Source organism: Pirellulales bacterium, from assembly GCA_036499395.1.
Taxonomy (GTDB): domain Bacteria; phylum Planctomycetota; class Planctomycetia; order Pirellulales; family JACPPG01; genus JACPPG01.
On record DASYDW010000129.1, the window covers coordinates 165,472 to 188,119 of the forward strand.

General features: G+C 60.9%; 17 protein-coding genes. 11 read left to right on the forward strand and 6 right to left on the reverse strand.

The window, feature by feature from the left end:
• Nucleotides 1-610 precede the first annotated feature (610 nt).
• The gene (locus VGN12_26140) at nucleotides 611-1,096 is read left to right on the forward strand and encodes a VOC family protein (GenBank protein ID HEY4312959.1); all 486 of its coding nucleotides are present in this window, start codon (nucleotides 611-613) and stop codon (nucleotides 1,094-1,096) included.
• Nucleotides 1,097-1,473: 377 nt separating this feature from the next.
• Complete coding sequence (locus VGN12_26145; GenBank protein HEY4312960.1) at nucleotides 1,474-2,583, forward strand: dockerin type I domain-containing protein; 1,110 nt, start codon at nucleotides 1,474-1,476, stop codon at nucleotides 2,581-2,583.
• A 50-nt stretch (nucleotides 2,584-2,633) separates the two neighbouring features.
• Here VGN12_26145 and VGN12_26150 read toward each other — a convergent pair whose 3' ends face one another.
• Nucleotides 2,634-4,100 carry a hypothetical protein gene (locus tag VGN12_26150; protein ID HEY4312961.1) on the reverse strand — a complete coding sequence of 489 codons (1,467 nt, stop codon included), beginning with the start codon at nucleotides 4,098-4,100 and terminating at the stop codon, nucleotides 2,634-2,636.
• Nucleotides 4,101-4,208: 108 nt separating this feature from the next.
• On the opposite strand from VGN12_26150, the gene VGN12_26155 reads away from it, so the two are divergent.
• Nucleotides 4,209-5,399 carry a tRNA-uridine aminocarboxypropyltransferase gene (locus VGN12_26155; GenBank protein HEY4312962.1) on the forward strand — a complete coding sequence of 397 codons (1,191 nt, stop codon included), beginning with the start codon at nucleotides 4,209-4,211 and terminating at the stop codon, nucleotides 5,397-5,399.
• Between the two features lie 325 nt (nucleotides 5,400-5,724).
• Entirely contained in the window at nucleotides 5,725-7,443 is a 1,719-nt protein-coding gene (locus VGN12_26160) for a hypothetical protein (protein HEY4312963.1), read from the forward strand.
• A gap of 46 nt (nucleotides 7,444-7,489) precedes the next feature.
• Here VGN12_26160 and VGN12_26165 read toward each other — a convergent pair whose 3' ends face one another.
• Nucleotides 7,490-7,786: a hypothetical protein gene (locus VGN12_26165; GenBank protein ID HEY4312964.1), complete on the reverse strand. Its 297-nt coding sequence runs from the start codon at nucleotides 7,784-7,786 to the stop codon at nucleotides 7,490-7,492.
• Nucleotides 7,787-8,022: 236 nt separating this feature from the next.
• Here VGN12_26165 and VGN12_26170 point away from each other — a divergent pair, with 236 nt between their 5' ends.
• The 5 genes from VGN12_26170 to VGN12_26190 all read left to right on the forward strand — a co-directional run bounded on the left by VGN12_26170 (nucleotide 8,023) and on the right by VGN12_26190 (nucleotide 16,145).
• Nucleotides 8,023-9,444 carry a DUF1501 domain-containing protein gene (locus VGN12_26170; protein ID HEY4312965.1) on the forward strand — a complete coding sequence of 474 codons (1,422 nt, stop codon included), beginning with the start codon at nucleotides 8,023-8,025 and terminating at the stop codon, nucleotides 9,442-9,444.
• A gap of 92 nt (nucleotides 9,445-9,536) precedes the next feature.
• The gene (locus VGN12_26175; GenBank protein ID HEY4312966.1) at nucleotides 9,537-10,964 is read left to right on the forward strand and encodes a DUF1501 domain-containing protein; all 1,428 of its coding nucleotides are present in this window, start codon (nucleotides 9,537-9,539) and stop codon (nucleotides 10,962-10,964) included.
• 78 nt (nucleotides 10,965-11,042) lie between these two features.
• Nucleotides 11,043-11,936: an RluA family pseudouridine synthase gene (locus VGN12_26180; protein ID HEY4312967.1), complete on the forward strand. Its 894-nt coding sequence runs from the start codon at nucleotides 11,043-11,045 to the stop codon at nucleotides 11,934-11,936.
• Nucleotides 11,937-12,076: 140 nt separating this feature from the next.
• Nucleotides 12,077-14,653 carry a PSD1 and planctomycete cytochrome C domain-containing protein gene (locus VGN12_26185; protein HEY4312968.1) on the forward strand — a complete coding sequence of 859 codons (2,577 nt, stop codon included), beginning with the start codon at nucleotides 12,077-12,079 and terminating at the stop codon, nucleotides 14,651-14,653.
• 19 nt (nucleotides 14,654-14,672) lie between these two features.
• Entirely contained in the window at nucleotides 14,673-16,145 is a 1,473-nt protein-coding gene (locus VGN12_26190; protein HEY4312969.1) for a DUF1501 domain-containing protein, read from the forward strand.
• A 16-nt stretch (nucleotides 16,146-16,161) separates the two neighbouring features.
• Here VGN12_26190 and VGN12_26195 read toward each other — a convergent pair whose 3' ends face one another.
• Nucleotides 16,162-16,683, reverse strand: a complete 522-nt coding sequence (locus VGN12_26195) for a DNA starvation/stationary phase protection protein (GenBank protein ID HEY4312970.1) — start codon at nucleotides 16,681-16,683, stop codon at nucleotides 16,162-16,164.
• A gap of 118 nt (nucleotides 16,684-16,801) precedes the next feature.
• Nucleotides 16,802-16,933, reverse strand: coding sequence for a hypothetical protein (locus tag VGN12_26200; protein HEY4312971.1), 132 nt, complete (start codon nucleotides 16,931-16,933; stop codon nucleotides 16,802-16,804).
• A gap of 346 nt (nucleotides 16,934-17,279) precedes the next feature.
• Between VGN12_26200 and VGN12_26205 the strand changes: the two genes are divergently transcribed.
• Both VGN12_26205 and VGN12_26210 read left to right on the forward strand, forming a co-directional pair.
• Entirely contained in the window at nucleotides 17,280-17,897 is a 618-nt protein-coding gene (locus tag VGN12_26205) for a sigma-70 family RNA polymerase sigma factor (GenBank protein HEY4312972.1), read from the forward strand.
• 35 nt (nucleotides 17,898-17,932) lie between these two features.
• The gene (locus VGN12_26210) at nucleotides 17,933-20,266 is read left to right on the forward strand and encodes a protein kinase (protein HEY4312973.1); all 2,334 of its coding nucleotides are present in this window, start codon (nucleotides 17,933-17,935) and stop codon (nucleotides 20,264-20,266) included.
• Nucleotides 20,267-20,344: 78 nt separating this feature from the next.
• Here the strand turns inward: VGN12_26210 and VGN12_26215 are convergent, their stop codons facing one another.
• Nucleotides 20,345-21,472, reverse strand: a complete 1,128-nt coding sequence (locus tag VGN12_26215) for an SDR family oxidoreductase (protein HEY4312974.1) — start codon at nucleotides 21,470-21,472, stop codon at nucleotides 20,345-20,347.
• Between the two features lie 70 nt (nucleotides 21,473-21,542).
• On the reverse strand, nucleotides 21,543-22,511 hold the full coding sequence (locus VGN12_26220) for an alpha/beta hydrolase (GenBank protein ID HEY4312975.1): 969 nt from the start codon (nucleotides 22,509-22,511) through the stop codon (nucleotides 21,543-21,545).
• Between the last annotated feature and the right edge of the window lie 137 nt (nucleotides 22,512-22,648).

Genomic DNA, 22,648 nt, shown 5'->3' on the forward strand with positions numbered 1-22,648 from the left:
ATCGCTAAATGCGCGACGATATTGCGCAGCCTCGCTAAGATCGCGACATGAACTAAATACTTTGCAGCCCAAGATGGGCGTCGCGGTTAGATTGCCTCCTCTCCGCTGTTGAGCATCATACTGAGCTCCGATGGTTGTCGTCAACGTATTTCTATCCTCGAAATTCGTAGATTATTTTTAACATTTATAGGTGGTGTGTTCTTTAGTATCGAATCCTATTACATAGGATGCATACGTGTCTCACAACCAGAGTTCCAGGAACACATTTCGTCAACAGCTTGTGAATGCGAGGTTCTGAAGAGAGACAGCTCTACCATGGCTCAAGAGTCCGGCGCGAGTTCTCGGTGAACGCGGACCCGCCGGTCAATCGAGAGCCTCAAAAACTTGCCCATCCATCTCGCTGATGCACCTGCGGTGCTGAGCAAAATGAGCGGCGCGCTTGCCGTCGTGGATCGCAGGCGGCACCGTCCAGTGGTCTCTGATCCTGGTTGGGCGTGCAGCTTTTCGCGGAATGGTATAAGTAATGCACATTGCGCGACGGCAACGCGAGAATGGCAAACTACCGCTGTCGGTGGACGTCGGGGGCAGCCCCACACCAGGGAGAAACAAGATGGCGGAGCGAGCGAAGAACACGATCTGCCTGTGGTACAACGGCGGCGCGGAAGAGGCGGCGCAGTTTTATGCCAAGACCTTTCCCGATTCTTCGGTCGACGCGGTACATCGCGCACCGGACGACTACCCTTCCGGCAAAGCAGGGGATGTCATCACGGTCGAGTTCACCGTATTGGGTATCCCCTGCATCGGACTTAACGGCGGACCTGCATTCCAGCACAACGAAGCGTTCTCGTTTCAGGTTGCCACCGTCGATCAGGCCGAAACGGACCGCTACTGGAACGCCATCGTCGGCAATGGTGGGCAAGAAAGTGCGTGCGGCTGGTGCAAAGACAAATGGGGCCTGTCCTGGCAGATCACGCCGGTCGTTTTGACCGAGGCGTACACAAGCTCCGATCGCGCGGCCGCCAAGCGTGCCTTCAACGCCATGATGACGATGACAAAGATCGACATCGCCAAGATCGAGGCGGCACTTCGCGGTTGAGCGTGGATAGCAAGCGCGACGCGAGCGTGGCGAAAATTTGGCCACGAGTACCGGCGGAATGCTCAGCGATCCCCCGCTAATGGGAGTACTGCCGGCACCGCGTAACGAGGATTTCGACCATCGTCGGATCAGACGCTTGCCAAAGGCGCTGCTTCGCACGATCATCCAAATGTCCTACCGAGTCAGTCGCGATAATGCTGATTGACCCCCTGCGACTCTTGCCATCAGCCCACGTTCGCTATCCTCGAGCTTCCCACCCGAGAGAAATCCACTCGATGTCGAGACACCCTGCTGCACGTGGGCTTCTCCTGGCGCTGCTCGCGGCTGTTTGCCTCGGCCCATCTGCGCTAAAGAGCGGGGCGTCGGAGATCCTGATCGTGGACCGGCTTTCGAATACGGTCGATCGTTACAGCAGCACGGGCCAGTTTTTGGGAACGCTGATCAGCGACAACCAGAATCTGAATCAGCCCGACGGCATCGTATTGTCGCCCGACCATACCAAGCTCTTCGTGGCCAGTTCCCAGAACAACGAGGTCGTGGAGTACGACTACAACTATGCTGCGGGAACCGCGACGAACCCATCGGTGTTTGCCACGGCCGCGCAAGGGCTCGAATTTCCGAGTTCGATGGTTTTCAGCCCGGATGGCACGAAGCTATACGTTGCCAATCTCGGCGGAGACGGTGTGAGTCAGCTCAACCTGAACGGTACTTCTGCCGGACCGAATATCACGGGCGGCAGCAGCGCGGACTTCAGCGGGTTGGCTTTCACATCCAGCGGCCAGCTTATCGCGGGGGGCTTCGACGGTGGAAGTGTCGCGATTTCCGATCCTTCGGTGAGTTCCTTCACGGACCTGATTTCCCCGAACCCTTCCCTGCAGGGGTTGGCGGGCCTGCTGGTCAACGGCAACGATTTGTACGTCACGGGTTTGTTTTCCAGCACGTTCGAGAAATTCAACATCAACACGGGCCAGGTCGACTCGAGCTTTTCGTCGGCAGCCGGCCTGGCTTTCCCCCAAGGCGTGATACTCTCGCCCGACGGCAACAGTCTGCTTGTCGGGATACTCGGGTTCTCCAACGGCGCGGGCAACATCTCTGAGTACAGCTTCGGTGGCGCGTTCCTGGGAACGTTTGCCAGCCCGGTGTCCGATCCGTCGAAAGGATTTGTCGAGGCGACATCTATGATTGTCGTGACTGGGCCAACGGCGCCCGCGTTACCAGGAGATGTGAATTTCGACGGCATCGTAAACGCCCAGGACCTCGCTCTCGTGTCCAGCAATTGGCTGCACACAGGCACGGGCGCCAACGATCCGCCCGGCGACGCGAATCATGACGGCATCGTCAACGCGCAGGATCTTGCCCTTATCTCCTCGAATTGGTTGGCAACCACCAGCGCCAACGCGGCGGCCGTGCCCGAGCCGGCGAGCCTCGTAATGGCGGGGACTGTGCTGGTCGTGCTAGGAGTCGCTGCCCGCCGCCGCGTTCATTAACCTGATCGCAGCCTTTGCTGTCGCAACGACCGTCGCCAGCCATCCACGGCTTATTGTCCAAGAGATTCCAAGAGGCGCCGATAGGTTTCATCAGCGCTCTTCCATTTGATTGTGCGCGCCGGATGCGGGCTGGGCGCGCCGGCCGGCAGTGGATGCGAGACGCCCATCGCGGCGCCAGTGTCGATGCTTGCCGTGTTGACCATCGAACCAATCGATTGCAGGCCCGTCTGCGGCGCTCCGGAATGGCACGAACGACAATCGGCCGCTAGTTTGAAAAGCCGGCCGCGCGATCCCCAGTCTCGGGCCGTCTCGTTCTCGAACAGCACGCGATAGACCGGCAAATCGTCCGGCTCGCGGTGCAAACCGCCGTGTTGCATCCCTCCCTCGGCGAGCGCGAGTCGCCGCTTCAGGGTGTACTTCACGGCGTTCACGCCATTGCCCAGGTTCGTGCCGGGATCGGATTGCCCTTTGCTGTTCTTGAAAATCAGCAACCGAACCGATTCGACCAGTGGCGTCGGGACCAATTGCAGATTTGTATCGAGCGCAATCAGGAATTGCATGAGCGCTACCTCGGTTCCCGCTGGCAATGCTGGGGCATCAGACGTCAGCGAGATGCTGCCGTGCTGTGCCGATGCTCGCCAGTCGATTCCCTTGGCGTCGAGCTCCCGCAGGTACTCCTCCAACTGCGGCCGCCCCTCGGGGAAGCGGCAAAAAACACGAAAGTATGAACGCCCTTGGAATGCCCGCATGTGCAAGAACACGTAGCGCCGCTCGACATCTTCGGAACGCCGCGTCTGATAGAAGTCGAGTTCTTGCCACTCATTGGCGTCGGACAGTATCCGCGGTGGCAGATAATCGCGTTGCGGATCAAAATCATGCGTCGCGGCAAATCGTCCCGACTCAACGGCTAGCGCATAATTGTCGGGCAGCTTGGCGAGTGTGTCTGCCGGCATCGCGAGCGCCTGAATCACGCGGGCCAACTTACCGCACAGTTCGTCGCGAGCGTGGCGAGTCTCGATGTCTCCCCGGCGCCCGACATGACGCACTGTGAGAAAATCGAACAACGTCCACAGGTCGTGTTGCAGCAACACTCGTTTGAGCGGATCGGCCGATAGCTCCTCGCCTTTCTGGTCCAGGAACTGATCAAGTAATCCTGCGAGCTGGGTGACGTTGGCTGGCTCGTCCCAATACGTCGTCCCCGCCCAGCCGAAAAACTCGATGCGATCCCCTCCTTCGATCCGCGCCACGGCCGGCCCCTCGCGGCGCGAAGGGAGCAAGCTGGGACGAATCGTGACGGCCGCGAAAAGTCGATTCCACAGGTGTTGCGGATCGGGATCGAACAGCGCCAGCGGCTCGGTCGAGCGGAGTGAGCCCGCTAACTCGCCGGTATGGTAATAGGCGGGATCTTCTTCTTCGATTTCCGCGCCCGACGTCATGACCGGCATCAATGCCACGAACGTCAGCAGCATCAAATAAACGAGACGATGCACTGCGCACATGGCGGGTTTACCAGTCATTGAATGTCGCGCCCCCTGAAAAATGATTGTCCTGCCTCCAACATAGTAGTCGGTAGAGCTGTCAGGAACACGGACCGCAGACCTCGGCGATTCTGGTATTCTTCGTGGATGGACGAGTTGCAGAACACGCCGAGTTCGCTGACCGAGGAACGTGAGGGCCGTTGCCTTGGATGCTTTCGGCCGCGGCGAGATTGTTATTGCGCGTCAATTCCTGCGGTCGACAATCAGACCGAGATTCTGATCCTGCAGCACCGCCGCGAACGCTTTCACCCGTTCAACACGGCGCGGATGGTGCATCGTGCGCTGCGCAATGCCAACCTGGTGGCCGATCATATCTCGGGCATCGCGGCCCGGCTCGTTATCGGCCCGCAAGCCGGATTGCTCTACCCAGGCCCAGACGCTGAGTTATTGACGAACGTGCCGGCCGAACAACGCCCGCGGCAGCTTATCGTCATCGACGGTACCTGGCACCACGCCAAGACGTTGGTTCGCGACATCCCGGCTCTGCACAAAGTGCCTCGCTATCGGCTTGCTCCGCGCGAGCCGAGCCGGTATCGGATTCGTCGCGAGCCCAGTGCCGCGCTGTTGTCGACCGTCGAGGCAACGGTTGCCGCCTTGCGCGTCTTGGAACCGGCGACCCACGGGCTGGATCAATTGCTCGACGCCTTTTACGCGATGGTCGAGCGGCAATTGGCGCAACCGAAGCGTGACAACGGCCAACGCCGTAATGCCGCGCGCACCCGGCACGGCCGCAACATTCCGGACGCGTTGCTCGGTAATCTGGCTGACGTCGTCGTGACTTACGGGGAATCGGTGCGCGCCGGCAACAGTTTCGATCCGTCAGCGCAGGTGCCGATCTCTTGGGTCGCGCAGCGGCTCGGGACCGGCGAACGTTTTGCCTGCCTCATCCGACCTCCCGGTAAGCTAGCGGACGAGGTCCTCGGCCACTTGGAGTTGACCGATGATCACTTTTCGGGCGCAATACCGCTCGATCGCGCCCGGGCCCTATGGCAGGCGTTTCAGCGCCCGACGGATGTCATCGCGCTGTTCAACCATGGCACCGCGCGACTCTTGGCGCAGCTAGCCGGCCAGGAAGCGGACTGCCACGTTTTGAAGGCGATCGATTTTAATCCGCAGCGCCGCTACAGCACCTTGGACGATCTCATCGCCCATGAGCGATTAACGGTCGCCCCGCCCTGGGCCATTGGGCGCGCAGGCAAGCGACTTGCCAACGCCGTGGCTCTGGTCGAGCATCTCCGCACCCTGAAACAAGCGCGGATGCCGTTACTTGGCGTTTGAGCCCTTGCTAGTCGGCTTCTTCGCATCTGCCTTCGGCTTCTTGTTCTTCTTGTCGTTCTTCTGGCTATTGTTGCCTTTACCCATGTCTAGATCCTTCCGATGTTGTCGCGCCCCGTGATGGCGCAAGATAATAAGCCACTCGCCGACGGCCCGCGTACAGAAGGCCCATTTACCGAAGGCACTGCCTGCCCCGGCTCGAGCGGCATCACAATACTAGAGGGTGAGTCTACTCATGTCGTCGATCAATTCCTAGTCAGGCATTGGTCAAGAACCGCATAACGGTCATTAAGTAACGGTCACTTATCGCAGCGACGAAAGGCAACAAATGCAAACGCACCGTCGAAGCTTCTTGAAGGCGGCAGGTCTGGCAGGCGCTGGATTAGTCGTCCTGGGCGAGACATCGCGCGGTGACGAGGCAGCAGCGACCGCCGGACAAAAGGACGCAAAAACATCCCCTTTCGTGACGGAACTGTTTCTCGACAACCAAATGCTGGAAGTGACCCCCGGCGTGTCGCGCAGGCTTCACCGGCCGAAGAAGCACCTGTTGAATCCTGTCGTCCGTCCCGAGCGCTGGTGCGAAGGCAACAATCTGCAGCCCTATACGACGATGTACGACCCGGAGGACAAGCTCTTCAAGATGTGGGCACGGACGGGCAGCGACTGGAAATCGAAGTATCTCGACGGCAATGCTGCCTACATGCTCTATTTCACCTCGACCGATGGCATCCACTGGGATCGACCTGATCTCGGTCTGATCGAGATCGAGGGGCGTCGCGACCACAACATCATTTTCACCAGCGACATGGTCGCAGCGACACCTTCGGCAGGCTCATCGGAACAAAAGTCCTTCGTCGTGCCCAGCCAACCTGCGACACCGCAGGGGAAGAAGGCCTTCTTTTGGGCGGTGAACAAAAATCCCCACCCGAGGAACGCCCAGGAAAAATTCGTCGCCCTGGCGATTGTTCAAGACCATCGCCGCGGAGCGCACTTGGTCACATCGCCCGACGGCATCCGCTGGTCATGCGCCGCAGCCCCTTTCTGGCAAACGCCCAACGACGTTTCCGGGAAGGGGGACGATTGTCTCATGCACATGATCTACGACGACGCAAAGCGCACATGGGCCATCTATCGCCGCATTATCCCGGAATTCAGTGAACGTATGATCGCCGACGACAGCGATCGCGAGCGGCAGGCGGTCGATCGCTACTATCGCTCCTATAGTTATGCCGAGAGCGACGATCTGCGCGAATGGAAGAACCACCGCTTCATCCTCAGCATGGATGCCGACGATGCGGCCGATACCGAGCTCTACCAATTCGGCTGCCATAAGTTTGGTCAGACTTACGTCGGCTACATGAGCGTGTTTTTTCTGCGGGATCCACCATCGGTCGATATTCAGCTCGCCACGAGCCGGGATGGGATCAACTTCACGCGGGTTTGCCGAGGCGAGCCGTTCATCCCCTCAGGTCCGCTGGGATATTACGACTACATGGCGATGGCCTGCTCTCAGCCCATGCCGATTGTCGTCAATGATACGGTCTACATTTATTACGTGGCTGCGAACTTTCCGCACAGCGTGGACGCCGCACGTTCAGAGCCTGGTACGCTGCAAGCGGGCGCGGCGCTCGCCACGTTGAAGCGAGATCGGTTCGCTTCTCTCGAGACGAGTGACAAAGACGGCGGGCCGTGTCGGGTCGTGACGAAGCCATTCCTCGTGCAACACCCCAAGTTGTTCCTCAACGCCGGTACCTGGCAAAAGGGGGCGATCCGCGCCGAAGTGTTGACGCGCGATTGGCAGCCGATCCCGGGCTTCACGCAATCCCAGACGCGTGACATTCAGGGGGACGCTCTCAATCATCCCGTCCGGTGGAACGACAACGCCGACCTGAGCAAGCTGCTCGGGAAAGAAATCCGCCTCAAGTTCTACATGACACGGGCCCGGCTCTACGCAATGACGCTCAGCAAAGAGGACCGAAAACTAGGAGCGGTCGAAAGCGAGTACCAATACGACAAACTCGGCGACTCGCCACCGAAGCTCAGCTGAGGCGTCAATCCCATGTTGTACACAGTTTGAAATTGCGAATCGTGGCCTAATCCGGGAACGCGTTTCGAACAGCGTCTCGCGCCCGCGCTAAATCGTCTCCGTAGTTGGCATTATCGAGAATCGTGGCGTTCAATTGTGGCTGAATCCTTATCTCAAGCTCCCAGATCATGCGTTCTTCGGCTGGGTCAGCGAAGGGGAACACGATTCCTTCGTCATCGCAGCGTCTTAGAAACTCCCAAAGGACGAGAGCTTCTTGGCGAGTGAATTCAACGACAACGCGATCCGATTTATCCATCCCGACATGATACCCGGCCAGCAGGACACCTCGATGTTCGTCCGACATCCGCTCAAGCAGCGTTCCGTGCCATTATCCAGAACGACTATTTTATTGTCGTAACATTTGCACATTCAGACAGATAGCTCGCTATCAGACGTGAAAAAATTGCCCAACCCCGGCTAATGAGCTCTTCCCGCGAGCCTTGCCAGGCGCGAGAATAGGTCCGCCGGACAACGCCGCACAGCCGGATAGCTCCGGGCAAGAGTCTGCACCCCGCCACGATCCCGCCAGGACACCCGCCCATGTCCCTCGACGAACAGATCTCGCGCCGCTCGTTGCTGCGGCTCGGGGTCGGTGGACTCGGCTTGAGTCTGACCAGTCTGTTGCACGCGCGCGCTCATGCGCAGTCGATCGAAACCACAGGGCTCCCTCCGCTCAAAGCGTGCATCATCGTCTTTTATTACGGCGGTCCGAGTCACCTCGACACCTACGATCTGAAGCCGGACGCGCCGGCCGAGGTGCGCGGCGAATTCCAGCCGATCTCGACTTCCGTGCCGGGACTCTTCGTCAGCGAGCATCTGCCGCGGATGGCCCGCATGATGCACAAGGTGGCGCTGGTGCGCAGCATGCACCATCAGAACCGGTTGCACGATTCGGCATCTACCGAAGCGCTGACCGGTCGGCAGGCTCCGACCGGCGATCGCGAGGAGTTTGCCCCGATCAAGCAAGTGTTTCCCAGCTACGGCGCGGCGTTGACTTATCTGCGACGTGCCCAAAACCTTGACGTACCACATGCGGCTTTGCCGTACGTGTTTCATAATGTCATCGACGTCCCCTGCCAGGGAGGCGGATTTCTCGGGTCGAGTTTTGATCCGCTACAAATCACCGTCGATCCGGACAAACGCGTCTATAACGCCGGAGCGCTGGCATTGCCCGCCGGCGAATCGGCGAAATCGCTGGACGATCGCCGCCACTTGCTGGCCGCTCTGCAAGCGGCGACCCAGGCGGCCGGCCCCTCGTCTCCGGTGGCGCGCTGGCAATCGACCAGCGAGAAGGCTTATCAACTGCTGGGATCGGAATCGTTACGACAGGCCCTCGATCTTTCACAGGAATCGTCGTCGACGCGCGATCGCTATGGCTACGGTCCGCCCCCTGCGGCGGTCGGCTCGGGCGGTGGCGGCGGCAATGGCGCCGAGATGGGGTTCGCGCGCCAGATGCGCGGTCAGAATCTTCTGTTGGCGCGGCGATTGGTCGAATCGGGTGTGCCGTTCGTCAACGTGTTCGATTTCCGGCAGCAAGGGCAGAACTGGGACGCACATCATCAGAACTTCGAGCAGCATAAGTCGCACCTGCTGCCGCTGGCGGATCAGTCGCTGTCGGCGCTGATCGAGGATTTGGATCAGCGCGGCCTGCTCGACACGACTTTGGTCGTCGCGATGGGTGAGTTCGGCCGCACGCCAAAGATCAACAACAACGGTGGCCGCGACCACTGGCCCGACTGCTATACCGTATCGTTGGCCGGCGGTGGCGTTCACGGCGGTGCGGTTTTCGGCGCGAGCGATAAAACCGGGGCCTTTCCGGCCCGCGACCCGGTGACGCCCGCCGATCTGGCCGCCACGATCTTTTGGCGTTTTGGCATCGATCCAACGTCTGAGATTCATGACCTCACCGGTCGGCCCTGGCGCATCGCGGACGGCCAGCCGATTCGTTCCCTGTTCGCATGATGTGATAAGGTCGAAGCTGCTAGTTGGGCATTTGACCACGGATGACACGGGAGCCTCACGGCAACCATCGCACGCGACGGGAGTGAACCGCCTTGAGTCATTCGCCCAGCCGCCCGTCAGGACGCACCGCGTCCATCTCTCGCCGACAATTCCTGCAGGCCACCGGACTGGGGGCTCTGACCGTGGGCATGCCGGGAACGGTGACAGCCGCCGTCGATGCCCAAAGCGGTTTGGGCGCCGGAGCCGCCGGGAAGTCATGCATCTTTATCCTGCTATGCGGCGGACCGAGCCATCTTGATACCTGGGACTTGAAGCCCGCGGCGCCGGCGGAAATTCGTGGCCCCTATCAGCCCATCGCCACGACAGTTCCCGGCATGCAAATCTCGGAGCTGCATACGCGTCTGGCGGGCCTGACCAAACATTTCAGCCTGATCCGCTCGATGACGCACGTCGGCAACATCAGCAACCATTTCGACGCCATGCATCACTGCCTGAGTGGCCAGTCCGAGGCGCCGGCCGACTCGCCCTATATGGGTTCGATTCTCGCCAAGATTCGGCCCACTCAGAACCGCATCGCTTCGTATGTCTGGCTGATTAAATGCGTCGGAGATCCGGTCTTCTGCGCTCCGAATATTGGCACGGGGGGCCATCTCGGCGCGCGATTCAGCCCGTTGTTCGTCGGCTCGGCAAATAATCATCCGGCGATGCCTGGCTTCAAGGCGCCCGCCGAGTTGCTTCCCGCGGTGCCGCCCGAGCGAATGGTGGACCGACGCCTGCTCCTGGGTAACCTGAATCCGGCGGCGCATGCGAACGATGGCGGCAAAGCTGTGCAAGATTGGCGAGAGCTGCAAGGCCGGGCTTTCGACTTGGCGAGCGGATCGAGCGGGCGAGAGCCGTTCGAGTTGGAACGAGAGCCGACGACCGTGCGCGAGCGGTACGGCATGAATCCCCTCGGTCAGAATTTGCTCTTGGCCCGCCGGCTTGTCGAAGCGGGTGTGGGGTTCGTCACGGTCAATGGATGGACAGGCCCGGCCGCCGGCGAGACCGGCGGAGGACCGCCCAGTTCCAGTTGGGATATGCACGGCGGCGAAATGGGAATGGGAAATGCATTTGGCACCGGTTCCTATGGCATGGGCTGGTGCCTGCCGCGGCTCGACGAAGCACTCTCCGCATTGCTCGTAGATCTCGAAGAGCGCTGCTTGCTGGAGCGTACCCTGGTGGTATGCGTCGGAGAATTTGGCCGCACACCGCGCATCAACGCGCAAGGTCCCAATCCCGGTCGCCAACACTGGCCCTCTTGCTACTCTGCTATTCTTGCTGGCGGCGGGATTCGTGGCGGAACGGTCTATGGCGAATCCGACAAGCTCGGAGCATTCGTGAAGGACAGACCGGTGCGGCCCCAGGATCTGGCCGCCACGATCTATCATTCACTAGATTTGTCGCTCGATTTGCGTGTCGGCCAGGATGGTTCGACGCGCGCCCTCAGCACGGGCCAGCCGATTTTGAACCTGTTCGGCTGACGGTCCGCGAGGACGCCAGGAGTGTCCACGTGATTGTTGCCGCGGAATATGCGACCGCTCCCTCGCGCTAAGTGATTCATGACGATCCTCAATCGAATTAAGGTCTGCGGCACTGAACCGTTGCTGGCCTGTCTCATCGACAAAATGGAGTTGAAGCGCAAGGACATCAAGAATTTGCTCAAGGCGGGGGCCGTGACCGTCAATGGGCTGCCAGTGACGCAGTTCGACCACCTTTTATCGGCCGCTGACGAGGTGGTTGTCAGCGATCTACGCACCGCCGTTGCTGCCGGGGATCTCAGGCGCGCTCGCATTCAAGTCGTCTACGAAGATGATTGGCTGATCGTGCTCGAAAAGCCCGCCGGAATGTTGACCGTCGCGACAGCCAGCGAAAAGACCGATACGCTCTTCCGCCGGCTCACTCATTACCTGCGAGGCCATTCCTCGACAGCGCCAGGACGGGCATTCGTCGTGCATCGACTTGATCAAGAGACCTCGGGATTAGTACTATTCGCCAAAAATGAATCGATTCGAGAGCGCTTGCAAGATGACTGGGGGGCCATCGAGAAACGGTATCAGGCAGTAATCATCGGCGTGCCCGACCCGACGCAGGGATTAATCGCCACCTATTTGACGGAGACCACAGCTCTGCAAGTATTCAGCAACGACCATCAGACGCAGGGCTCGCGCCTGGCGAAGACTCATTACCGGCTGCTGCGAACGTGGGGCGATGTTTCGCTGCTGGAGTTGCGCTTGGAAACCGGACGCAAGCATCAGATCCGCGTTCATCTGGCCGAGATTGGCTGTCCGGTCGTCGGAGATACGCGCTACAATGCAAAGGACCGAAGCGGCGAACGGCTTGCTTTGCACGCGACGAGCCTCGAGATGGTGCATCCCCAGAGCGGCAATCCGCTGCGATTTGAATCAGCGCTGCCGGCCGCTATACGAAAGCTCGTTCCGCGGTCAACCGGTTGAGTGTCCGCCGACACTCACCTTCCTGTGCTGCGTTTTCTCCGGGTTTGGACGGACAAATGCTTGTTCCACCATCCCAAGGCAAGTTATCCTGACAGGGTCTCGCCCTTGCCGTTTCTTCCCGCCTTGCGGAGCCTCGCCCCGTGTACTTCCTGCGACGAGCGATGCCGGTCATAGTCCACGGCCTAGGGCTGCTCGTCGCACTAAATGGAATCGGCGGCGCTTTCGGTGCGGACGACGGTCGGGCTCCGGACTATTTACGCAATGTGCGGCCGATCCTGGCCAGTCATTGCTTTCAATGTCACGGCGCTGATGACGCCGCCCGTCAAGCAGGGCTGCGCCTCGACGAGGCCGCTGCGGCCGTGGCTCCTCTGGCAAGTGGTCACCGCGCGATCGTCCCCGGCCAGCCCGACGAGAGCGAGTTGATCGCTCGCATCACGGCGAGCGATGCCGACACGGCGATGCCCCCCGCCGAGACCGGCAAAAAGCTGTCAGCCGCTGAAATTAAAACGCTGCGCGATTGGATCGGCGCCGGCGCGAACTACGCGAAGCATTGGGCCTACGTGAAACCGGCGCGGCCAACACTCCCCGCGCTGCGCGACGCGACCTGGCCGCGCGGCGCGATCGATCAATTCGTACTCACGCGTTTAGAAGCAGAGGGGCTCACTCCTTCACCGCCGGCCGATCGCGAAATCCTCATCCGGCGCCTTTCGCTCGACCTGCTCGGGCTGCCGCCGACTCCCGCAGAAGTTCAAGCCTTCGCCAGCGACGCTCGCCCCGAGGCCTATACCGAGTTGGTCGACCGTCTGCTGACGAAACCGGATTACGGCGAGCGTTGGGCCGCGGTGTGGCTCGACCTGGCCCGCTATGCCGACTCGCAAGGTTACGCCCCGGACGGACCGCGCACGATCTGGCGCTGGCGCGATTGGGTGATCCAGGCGCTGAACAACAACATGCCGTACGACCGGTTCACGATCGAACAACTGGCCGGCGACCTGTTGCCCGATGCGACCACGATGCAGATCGCAGCAACCGGTTTCCAGCGCAACACGCAACTGAATACCGAGGGGGGCGTCAATCTCGAAGAGTTTCGCCACGCCGCCGTTGTCGATCGCGTGAATACGACCTTCGCCGTGTGGATGGGGACCACGATGGTGTGCGCCCAATGCCATCATCACAAGTACGACCCGTTCAGCCAGCGCGACTACTATCAGATCTTTTCGATCTTCAACAACACGGACGACTTCAACACCGATAATCCTGTACTCGACACGCCGCGCGTCGGACGCGATCTTGATTTCGCGCAAGTAAAGACGGAACTCGTCGTCGCCCAGCGGCAATGGGACGACGCCACGAAGCTGCGCGACGCGACCCAGCCCGACTGGGAGCAGACGTTCGCGGCAAAACCTTCGTCCGAATCAGCAGCCAAAGAGGGAGGATCAGGCGAAGCGGGATCGACCCCCGCTGCTGTGCCAGGCGCGCTTCCCAAAGAGATCGTCGAAATCCTGGCCGTAGCGCAGGACAATCGCGACAAGAAGCAACAGGAGAAGCTGCAGTCTTACCATCGCCGCTTGTCGAGCGACTGGAAAGCCGTCAACGACCGGCTCGAATCCCTGAAGGACAACTTGGAGAAGATCAGCTCGACCGTGCCGATCATGCGCGATGGCACACCGCGCCCCAGCTTCGTTTATCTGCGCGGCGAATACCAAAGCCCTGGCGAAGCCGTGACCCCGGGCGTCCCCGCGGCGCTGCATCCCGCACCCAGCGACGCAAAGCTCGATCGGCTGGGGCTTGCACGCTGGCTGGTCGATGCCGAGAATCCGCTCACGGCGCGTGTGGCCGTGAATCGCCTGTGGCAAGAACTGTTCGGCACCGGCATCGTCGAAACGGCCGAAGAATTTGGTACGCAGGGAGAGCCTCCTTCGCATCCCGAGCTGTTGGATTGGCTGGCCGTCGAGTATCGCGAAAGCGGCTGGAACACCAAGCACCTGCTGAGGCTGATCGTCACGTCGGCCACGTATCAGCAGTCGGCCGCGGTGAACGCGTCGCTCGTCGAACGCGACCCGCACAATCGTCTGCTCGCTCGCGGCCCGCATCTGCGCCTCTCGGCCGAGATGTTGCGCGATCAGGCGCTCTTCGTCTCGGGCTTGTTGAGCACGACGATGTACGGTCCGCCGGTGCAGCCGCCGCAGCCTTCGCTGGGACTGGCCGCGGCCTTCGGCGGCTCGACCGATTGGAAAACCAGCGACGGCGAGGACAGTCATCGGCGCGCCATCTACACCCGGTGGCGTCGCAACTTGCCCTATCCGTCGATCGTGGCATTCGACGCTCCGGAACGAAACGTGTGCGCAGTGCGCCGCATGCGCACGAACACGCCGCTGCAAGCCCTGGTGACGCTCAATGATCCGGTATTCGTCGAGTGCGCCCAGGCATTGGCGCGGCGCGCGATCAGGGCGAACGCAACTAGCGAAACCGATCGTGCCGCGTGGCTATTCCGACAAACCGTCGGTCGATCGCCATCGCCCGCCGAAGCGCAGCGCCTGGCGGACCTGCAAGTGCAGGCCCGCACAACGCTCGAGCGCGATCCGGCCAAAGCCGACGCGCTGGCGACGAAGCCACTCGGTCCGTTGCCCGAGGGAATCAGCGCGGCCGATGCGGCAGCCTGGACCGTGGTGGCCAACGTAGTACTAAATCTGGACGAGACACTGACAAAGCCCTGACATGACACAACATCCGCAAATGTTTGACAGATTGTTGGGCCAAACGCGCCGCCATTTTCTGCGCGACTCGGCGATGGCGCTGGGAGGAGTCGCACTCGCGCTGTTGGAACAAGAACACAGTGCGGCAGAAACGCGCTCCGCGCCGACGCAATCAGGCCCTGCGTCCGACGTCGATCCTTTTCTTCCTAAGCCCGGACATTTCGCGGCGCGGGCCAAGAACGTGATTTATCTTTCGATGTCGGGCGGGCCGCCGCATCTCGACCTGTTCGATTACAAACCTGAGCTTGTCAAGCGCGACGGCCAGGATTGCCCCGAATCACTCACCCAGGGAAAGCAATTCGCTTTCACGACGGGAACACCGAAGCTGCTCGGCACTCGCCAGCCATTCGCCCAGCACGGGCAGTGCGGGGCCTGGATGTCGCAGGCGTTGCCGAATCTTGCCGGGCTGGCCGACGACTTGACGATCATCAAGTCGATGTGGACCGAGCAATTCAACCACGGTCCCGCTGAGTTGTTGCTGTACACTGGTTTCCCGCGCGCTCAGGGGCGCGCTTCGATCGGCTCGTGGGTTACGTACGGACTCGGCTCGGAAAGCCGCGACCTGCCGGGATATCTCGTTTTCGTTTCAGGCCGCTCGTTGCCTAGCGCCGGCAAGGTCGCCTGGGGCAGCGGGTTCCTGCCGTCGGTCTATCAAGGCGTGCAATGTCGCAGCGGTGGCGATCCTGTCTTATATCTCTCGGATCCCGAAGGGATGGACCGGTCGCTGCGCCGGCTCAGCCTCGACGCGCTACATGAGCTTAACACGATCGAAGCGCAGAAACTGGGCCAGCCCGAGACGGCCACCCGCATCGCGCAATACGAAATGGCGTATCGCATGCAAACGGTCGTGCCCGAAACGATGGACATCGCGCAAGAGCCAGCCCATGTGATTGCCGACTACGGGGCCGAGCCCGGCGGCGCAAGTTTCGCCAACAACTGCCTCTTGGCGCGCCGGCTGGTCGAGCGCGGCGTCCGCTTCGTGCAACTGTTCGACTGGGGTTGGGATTTCCACGGCACAAATCCCAACGAAGAAATCGAGGCCGGGCTCGTCAATCGCTGCAAATCGATGGACAAGCCCGTCGCTGCGCTGATCCGTGATCTGAAACAGCGCGGCATGCTCGACGAGACGCTGGTCGTGTGGTCGGGCGAGTTCGGGCGGACCCCGTTTCGCGAGGGGCGAACCAAAGATGGCAAGCTACTGGGCCGGGACCATCACCCGTTTTCGAACACGATCTTCATGGCCGGCGGCGGCTTGAAACGGGGCATTACCTACGGCGCGACCGACGAACTCGGCTGGGCGCCGGTCGAAAAGCCGGTCCATCCCCACGATCTGCAGGCCACGATGCTGCACCTGCTGGGGCTCGACCACACGCGGCTCACGTATCGCTTCCAGGGGCGCGACTTCCGTCTGACCGACGTCCGCGGCGAAGTCGTACACGACATCATCGCCTGAAGGCGCCGGACGGTCCTTACTTATCGCGCGAGGCCTCGAACAGGAACCACGTGCGGCGTTCGGTCTCGTCGATCCAATTCTCGATCAAGCTGGTCGTCGCCACATCGTTATGCCGATCGCAGACCTCGTGCGCCTCGCGCAGCGACTTCGTCAACCGCTTGTTGTCGTCGCACAACTCGGTCAGCATGCTTCGCGGCGATACGAACTCTTCATCATTGTCTTGCAGACGCTGATGACGCGCGATATCCGCGATCGATCGCAACGACGTGCCGCCGATCTTGCGGGCTCGCTCGGCAATATCGTCCGTCATGGCGAAGATCTGGTCCGACTGTTCGTCGAGCAGCAGGTGATAATCGCGAAAATGCGGCCCGCTCATGTGCCAGTGGAAATTCTTCGTTTTCACGTACAGGGCAAAAACGTCCGCCAGAACCATCTTCAATTCTGCGGCAATCTCTTCGACACCCTGACGTTCAAGATCCGTCGGCGTGGCAAGGGCCGCGGGTGTCTGATCCTTGACCGGTGGTTGATGAGTTCCCATCTGTGTAACCCCTTTCGACTGTGGTCATATCCTGCAGAACAATCGACGTAATGGGCAATGCTCGCGCGACAATCCATCATACAATATTTGGTGGCGACCGAGATTCCGCGACGACTCGTCAGTTGCCGCCGGCCAGCCGCGCGACCGCCAGAATCAACAGCGCTGCTGCCAAGGCACCAGCATGCGACAAAACGCGATCGAGCAAGGCAAAAGCGGCAAAACTGACAACAAACAACACGGCGGACATCATGAACTCTCCCCTTAACGACTCAGGCTTCTGTCCTACTGAGCGTAAGGGGTGGACAGCTTTTGGGCGACGGCAGCTTCTCGCCCGTCCGCGGGATTCGTCGATCGCTGCCAAGCCCAACCCATGTACGGGTTTACACGGCCGCGACGTTGCTCTGCGACCGGTGCCGCAGACTCCGGGGCTCTGCTCCCCTGCCGTCGAAGATATAAGATTTATAGATCGATGTTTGGCCCATGGCCGACCTGCGGTGCGTACCGCATAGAATCGCCCAACCGCATCGTGGCACAAGTTGCTACTCTGCTGAGCGAGATTGCGGGACAGACCCCTCTTTGCTGCGAATTCGCGTGACATGGGTCAAGGTGATACGACAATTGCCCTGCAGCGCTACCTGGGCGAGTTAGCCCAGTTAGACGGTGGCGCGCCGGCCGAGCCGATTATTCGTGAATTGATCGATGGTGCGGTCCGCCGCCTGCACCTGCTCTGTCAGAGCCTGCTAGTGCGCAGTTATCCGCGCCTGACGCGCCCCCCGCTCAACTTGCAGACCGAGGAAATGCTCAGCGCCGTCGTCGATCGGCTGCTAAAAGCGATGCAAGAGGTTCGCCCCACGACCGTTCGCCAGTTCTTTGCCCTGGCCAACCAGCATATGCGTTGGGAACTGAATGACCTGGCCCGCCGCTTAGATAGTCAGGGGGCCGCGATTGGATCAGGGCAAGAGTTGGTCCCAGCCCCCGAAAGTAGTGGATCGCAGCTAACGCAGAATGCTGCCCGAATGTTGGCCGCGATCGATGCATTGCCCGAAGAGGAACGCGAAGTGTTCGATCTGGTGCGCATCCAAGGCATGCCCCATACCGAGGCGGCCGGCGTACTGAATATCTCGACGAAAACCGTACAGCGGCGATTGAACCGAGGGCTGATGATGCTTGCCAACAAGCTGCGCGATCTCGAACCGGACGCCGCGGCCGATTAACGGGCTCCCACAGTATACCGCGGACTGAATGATCTATGGCGACCGACATACAGATCGACGAGCTGATCGAGATCATTCTCGAAACCAACCGGACCCCGGAAGAAGTCTGCGCGCAGCATCCCGAGTTGTTGGATGACGTGCGCCGGCAGCTACTGCTGCTGCGCAATGTCGAGGCGCAGATTCTCACCCTGTTTCCCACGACCGGCGATTCCGTTGCAGCGCCGTCCCACAACTGGAACCGCAAGCCCGTCATTCCCGGCTACGAGATCGAATCGACTCTCGGTCAAGGCGGAATGGGGGTTGTCTACAAAGCGACGCAACTGAACCTGAATCGCTCCGTTGCGCTCAAGATGTTGCTGGCCGGCGTGCATGCCAGTCCCCAGGATCATATGCGCTTCGTGCGCGAAGCCGAAGCCGTTGCCAGCCTGCGCCATCCCCATATCGTGCAGGTCTTCGACGTCGACGACGTCGATGGGCATCCGTTCTATACGATGGAATACGTCGAGGGGGGCAGCCTTGCCAAGCGGCTGGCCGAAGCTCGCCAACCGATTCGAGACTCGGCACAGCTGCTTGCCACCGTGGCCCACGCCGTCGAGGCGGCGCATCAAAACGGAATCATCCACCGCGACCTCAAGCCCGCCAATATTTTGCTCACCGCCGAGGGCTCGCCCAAGATCAGCGATTTCGGGCTCGCCCGTCGCATCGATTTGGACATGCAGCTGACCTATACCGGGATCAGACTCGGTACGCCCAGCTACATGGCGCCCGAGCAAATGACCGGCAAGTCGTCCGCAGCAGACCCTGCGGTCGACATTTTTGCGCTAGGGGCGATTCTCTACGAAATGCTCACCGGCGGACCGCCGTTCCGCGGCGAAACTCTTTCCGAAACCGAGCAACGACTGATCTCGCAGGAAGCGACTCCCCCCTCGCGGCTCAATCCAAAGGTTCCCCGCGATCTTGAGACGATCTGTCTGAGGTGCCTCGAGAAGGATCCTCGTAAGCGCTACGCTACGGCCGCCGAGCTGGCCGCCGACTTGGAACGTTTCCTCCGGCACGAGCCGATTCATGCGCGACCGGTGAGGCCGACCGAACGGGCCTGGCGATGGGTTCGAAGAAATCCACTCCTCACGGCCCTGGCCGTGACGGGGACGGTGCTGGTCATCATCGTCGCGAGCGACGTCGCCCACCAGTGGTCGATGGCCGCGACGCGACGTTCGGAAAAGGTTCGGCTCACCGCGCGGTACGAATCGGGCGTTCGCGCGCTCCTGGAAGGGCGCTATGCCGAGGCACGCGCCGTGCTGGTCAAACTGGGGGATGGTGGATTCAAAGATATACGCCAGCGCATCGATCGGACAGTTGCCGATCTGGACGACATAGAAGAGCTTGACCGCATCCGTGAAGAGCGCCGCCTGGCGCTAAACGGGATCGACGGCGCCCGATTTCTGAATCCACGCGCCGCGGCAAAATACGAAAAGGTCTTTGCCCGCATTGGCCTGGGGCCGGTCCATGATGATCCCGAACTGGTGGCCAGTCGCTTCACCGACTCCGACATCAAAAGGAAGTTGGTGATCGGATTGGATGATTGGTCGCTGTGCGAGACCGACGAAAGCCGGCAGCAATGGCTGCTGGAGCTCGCGCGCCGGCTCGACGCGGACGACTTCGGCTGGCGGCACCGCATGCGCGATCCGGCCAATTGGCACCGCGCCGAGGCGCTCTCGCACTTGGCTTCCACGGCGCTGGCGGCCGATCCTACGGTTCAATTGCTGGGAGTCCTCGGAGAGCGGTTGGATGCGGTCGGCCTGGATGCGACGGCGTTCATGAAACAAGTGCAGTCAACCCATCCCGATAGTTTTTACGCCAACCTGGCGCTCGCCGACACACTGCGCAACGACAACGCGGCCGAATCCATCCGCTATTACCAGGCAGCATTGGCATTGCGACCCACCGCGGCAGCGGCGCACAACAACCTGGCCGCGGCGCTATTGGCGCTCGACAGAACCCAAGAGGCCGTCGCTCATTACAGGAAAGCTCTCCAACACGAGGGCTGCCCGGGCTTCGTCCATTACAACCTGGGGCTCTCGTTGCTTGCATCGGGCGATGCCGCGGAAGCGATCGAGAATTTCCAATGGGCGATTAAATCGTTGCCCAACTTTCCCGAGGGCCATATCGCACTCGGCAAGGCCCTGTTCCAGCAGCAGCGTTACGCCGAAGCGGCGACCGCATTCGTCGAATGCCTGCGTCTGCTTCCCGAGTCCGCGCCGACACGAGCCGCGATCGAAGAGCAGTTGCGCCATTGCGAACTTTCGCACCATGATGCAACCTCCAGGCCACCCGACGCCAAAAGTGGCGCGACGAAAGCCAATTTCTAGAATCAGGTTCCAGGGCACAGCTGCGGCGCGCCCAGCATCTCCCGGCCATCAACCGGCAAGGTTTTCATCAACAGCTTGCTACGAAGTGGTCACACGCTCCGGCAGGCTCGTGGCGTTTGCGCCGAAGTTCGCGGGAATCTCGGGGTGGCGGCGCACGTAATCGACCATCGCCGGGATGCAGTCGCGCGGCGCCGCGCAGCGAATGCCCGAGCCGGCGAGCGCCGCATCCAGATTGCGCGTGTCGTACTCGACGTCATGCTTCATGTACGCAAATACCTCGGGCGGAAACTGTAGTGCCCGCGACAGGACCGGAAACAATTTGAACGTCAGTTTCCCCAGCCACGGAGGCGCGCTATAGGGGGGCGGACGTACGCCGAAGGCCTGGAACATCGCGGCGGCCATCTCGCCCATCGTCACGGCCGGATTTGGCAGCACGTGATAAGATTTGCCCGCCGCGTCGGGCTTCTTGGCCAGATACTCGGTCGCGTCGCAAATGAAATCGACCGGCACCATGTAAAAACGCGTGTCCCGTCCACCGTACCAAAAGTACCGGCTCCAGCGGATCCAACCGCTCTTTTCGAGTGCCGCCAGCGCCCGAATCACGAAGTACGGCCCGTCGTATTTGTTGATCTCACCGGTGCGTGAATCGCCGACGACGACGCCAGGCCGAATGATGATGGTCGGAATGCGATTCCACCGCGCGCGGACCGCAACCTCAGCGTCCCACTTCGTCAGCTCGTAATAGTTCTTCCAACTCTTGGCCTGTTCGAGTTCGTCTTCCAGCACGCGGCCGGTGCGCGTGCCAGAAACGTATGCCGTGGAAAAATAGATCAAACGCGACAATTTCGGCAACGTCTCGCAAAAATCGAGCACGTTCTTCGTGCCGGTCACATTGACCAGTTGCGAGATCGTGTGCGGTGTCGCCAGGTCGTAGATCGCGGCCAAGTGGTAGACGGTGTCGACCTCGGCGGCCATGCGCCTCCGGGCGTCTTCATCCAGGCCCAACTGCGGCCGCGTGATATCTCCCAGAATGATCTCGGTGCGCTCGCGGCCGTGCGGGATGGCGTCGCGCGCCGCCTCGGCCACGGCGCGCATGGTCGGGATCACCAGCAAGCGCACCGTCGTTTCCGGCTCGGCAAGAAAGCGCTCAAGTAGTTCCCCAGCGATGAAGCCGGGATAGCCCGTGATGAATATTGCCCGTGACATGCCCGTCCCCGTTGACAAGGCGCTGCGATGCGTTGGCCGCATCGCGTGGATGCCCCACGCACTTTTGCGATTACTTGGCGGCTGGCGCTGCCAGGTACTTGTCGAACCAATCGGCGATGACCGTCATGTCGGCCGTCAAATTGTCCCAACCGTGGGCTTTCCCTTCTTTCACGACCAGCTTTGTCGGCACACTCGCCGCGTTCAGCTTCTCGATGATCGACTGCGCCTGCTGAATCGGCACCAGCTTGTCGGCGTCGCCGTGAATGATCAGTGTCGGCGGATCGTCCGCCGTGACGTGCGTTACCGGTGAAATCTCCTTGCCGATTGCCACCAGACGCGCTTCGTCCGTGATTGGTACAAAGTGCTTTGTTTCCTTGTCGAACTCCTCGAAGTCGAACGGCGCGCGCAGGTCTTTCAGCACGCCGCGTCCCATCGCGTTCTCGCCTGGCTGACCGTAGTTCAGGAAATCGGTTGGCGGAAAATAACAGCCCACCGCCTGCACACGGCTGCTCTCGCGATCGATGGGATCCTTGGCGTCGGCATCACCCGGCGTGCCGGCCGTTCCCTGCATCAATGACAAATGGCCGCCGGCCGAGGCTCCGCTGATGCCGATTCGATTCGGATCGATGCCGTAATCCTTCGCATGCGCGCGAATGTAACGCACCGCGCGGTGCATGTCCTGCAGCACCTCGGTAATCGTGAACTTTGGTTGGCTGCCGTGGACCACGGCAAAAACCGTATATCCGCGCTTCAGCAGCTCGGCGCCGAACCCGGTATTGATTGATTCATGTGCCGAGAACCAGCCGCCGCTGACACAGAAGATCACCGCGGCGCCGTTTGGCTTCGCCGGCTGAAAGACATCCATCGTCAGCGCCGTGCCGAACTTGCGGCCATAGATCACGTCCTCGGTCCGCTTGACGTCAGATTCCTCTGCCGAAGCCGCACGGATGATGGCTTCAGGATTCGCCATGAGCGCCAGGCACAGGACGGCAAAAACGAACATCGGACGAACTTGATGAAGTGTATGGACGATCGGCATGGTCGATTGAACTCCTGATCGGTCGTGCGAATGCAAAGGTCGAAAGAACTTCGACCTGCCCTGCTCATGCCTGCGAGCGTACTGCCGCGCGCGGCGCGCCGCAAGAAGTTCCTGCCGCGATTCGCGAAGAAGTCGCG